The sequence below is a fragment of the Nocardia carnea genome (genome assembly GCF_029869215.1).
In the GTDB taxonomy this organism is placed as follows: Bacteria; Actinomycetota; Actinomycetes; order Mycobacteriales; family Mycobacteriaceae; genus Nocardia; species Nocardia carnea_B.
Genome location: NZ_JARWPM010000168.1, coordinates 1 through 2554 on the forward strand (window position 1 = coordinate 1; position 2554 = coordinate 2554).

Consider the following 2554-nt stretch of genomic DNA (forward strand, 5'->3'; position numbering starts at 1 on the left):
GCCCAGGACCGAAAACCCGCCCCCGCGACGGATCCATCAACCGCATCGGCGGCCCCGCACGATTGAACACCGGCACCACCAACGGCACCGGCACCGGCCGAACCACCGGACCCCGCCCCGACGCATCCACCCTTGTCCCGGGCCGGATCTCGATGAATCGCAGCTGCACGGTCAGCTCGACGATCTCGGCGGGCGCCTGTTCCCAGGTACTGTTCGTCATCGGGTCCCACCACAGCGGCTCGGCGGGCCCGGATGTTCGATCGCCGGCCGTGGCGACCGTCGGGAATACCAGTACCAGCGGCTCGTAGTGGCTGAGGACGAACCGCCCATTCTGATCGACCGCGAATTCTCCGGTGCCGGGGTCCACCGTGCCGACACCGCAGAAAGCCAGGGCCGCCGACCCGGGTCCGGAATGAGCCACCCGGTCCCACAATGCCGCGTACTGCTGTTCCGATGAGCCGGAACCGAAATCATCGAGCCGGGTCTGTAGCCACTGGACGGCCCGCCGGGGTTCTTCGCTGCCGTCGTACGGTCCGGGACCCATATCCGGCGACCGCCGAGCAGCGGCCAGGGGGTTACCCAGGAACGACGACAGTCCCGACAGTGCCGCCTCCCACCGATTGGTGCTCCGGCCCCGGACGCCACCCTGGCCTCCGTTGACCATCCATCCGTACGGGTAGCCGGGTGACGGGTAGGTTCGCGGATCGGCTCCCACCACGAAATTGCCACTGCTGTCCCGCAGTACGGTTTCGATCAGCTGTTGTTGCCCGGGATGCTGGGCTGCATCCAGCGCACCGGCGCCGAACCGGCGGGTCCGCGACGGATCCGGCAACCGCATCGGCGCCGGACGGTCGAGCACCGGCACCAGCGCCGACTGCGGGTGCGACGGCACCGGCTGCGCTACCGGCTGAGCCTGAACCGGCCGTCGGCCCACCGCGGACGCATCGAAAACAGAGCGACCGGGCGGGATGAATGTGAACCCGATCGTGTGCGAATGTCGCGCGAACGTCTCGAACGGCCGGCGTGACATCTCGCCGCTCTGCGGATCCCACCACAGCGGTCCGTTGTCGATCACCCGTCCGTTCTCGTCGAGATTGCCCGGATCCGGTTTCGGATAGACGACGAGCACACCGTGCCCGTCGCCACTGACGGGAGGGCTGTCACTACTCTCCGGCCCCGTCTGACCCATCGGCTGCCAGACGGTGGAAACGAGCGCCGCCGATCCCGGCCCGAGCGCCGCCACATGATCGTGGATGGCCGTCAATTGCTCGCGCGGGCTCATGGATCCGTGCCGGAAGTTGCGCTCACCCAGCCCGGTCATCGCATCTTGCCGGTCGGCAGCGAAGGACTCACCGTCCCAGATGACATTGCCGTTCACGATGATGGGATGAACCGGCGCGGCGACCAGCGGATAGCCGAGGAAGCTCGCCAGACCGGCCAGCATGCAGTCCTGGCAATTCGTCCTGCGCCCCGGAATATCCTGGAAGCCGGGGTTGATCATCGTGCCGTAAGGACTGCCGGCGGACGGATAGCTACTCGGGTCGGCATAGGCGACGAATCCCTCGGGACCCCGCAGCGCGTTCTCGAGCGTTTCCTGCAGCTCGTCGTCCTCGATCGGAGCGAGATAGTCCGGACCGAAGACCCGCATCGCCGCCGGATCGGCCAGCTCCATCGGGGGCGCCGGCAGCAAATCGAACGGATTATCGGGAGCGGCGCCCTGCTCGGATTCGCTCTCGTCTGATTCGCTGCCCTCGGATTCGTCTTCCTGCGATTCGGCCTGCTCCGCGTCCGAATCCCCCCGGTCCGGATTTCCGGCGTCGGATTCCTCTGCGTCCGAATTCCCCGCGCCCGAATTCGCTGGATCCGACTCCTCCGCATCCGAATCCCCTGGGCCGGACTCCCCCGCGCCCGAATCCTCCGCGTCCGAATCGGACCCGTCCGAGTAGAGCCTGTCCGTGCCGATATCGTCGGAATCATCATCATCGTCGTCGTCCGAATCGGCGACCGGGATCGGATGCTCGAGGTCCGGATCGATACGGCGGCCGGGCGGTAGCGCGATGAAGCCGAACCACCAACTTCCGTTGATCGGCGCGGTCGGCGGCTGATCCCAGGTGTCATCGGTGACCGGATCCCACCACACCGGACCGGGGGCGGGCGCCGGATCGTCCCGCGAAACTCGCGCCGGATAGACGACCAGAATCGGCTCGAAACGAGCGGTTTCGGGCTGACCCTGCGCATTCCGTATCGGCTCACCGGTGCCCGGGTCCACTTCCGGGATCGCGCAGAACCCCAGCGCCGCCGACCCCGGCCCGAGCATCGCCACCCAGGCGTGCAGCGCCGCATAACCGGCTACCGGCGAGGCGGTGGCAAAGGTATCGGGCATGGTCTGCAGCCACTCGATGGCCCGCCGACGCCCGTCGGTTTCGTCCGCATCGTTGTACAGATCCGGCCCGGCATCCGCATACCGCGGAGCAGCCACCAACGGATAACCCAGAAACGACGACAACCCCGACAACGCCGCATCCCACCGATTCGAACCCCGCCCCAACACAAA

General features: G+C 67.3%; 1 protein-coding gene. It reads right to left on the reverse strand.

Going from position 1 to position 2554, the window contains the following annotated elements; translation table 11 throughout:
* Positions 1-2479 (reverse strand): toxin glutamine deamidase domain-containing protein (locus tag QH276_RS11495; RefSeq protein ID WP_280406723.1); only part of this gene is annotated, 2479 nt, incomplete at its 3' end.
* Positions 2480-2554 lie beyond the last annotated feature (75 nt).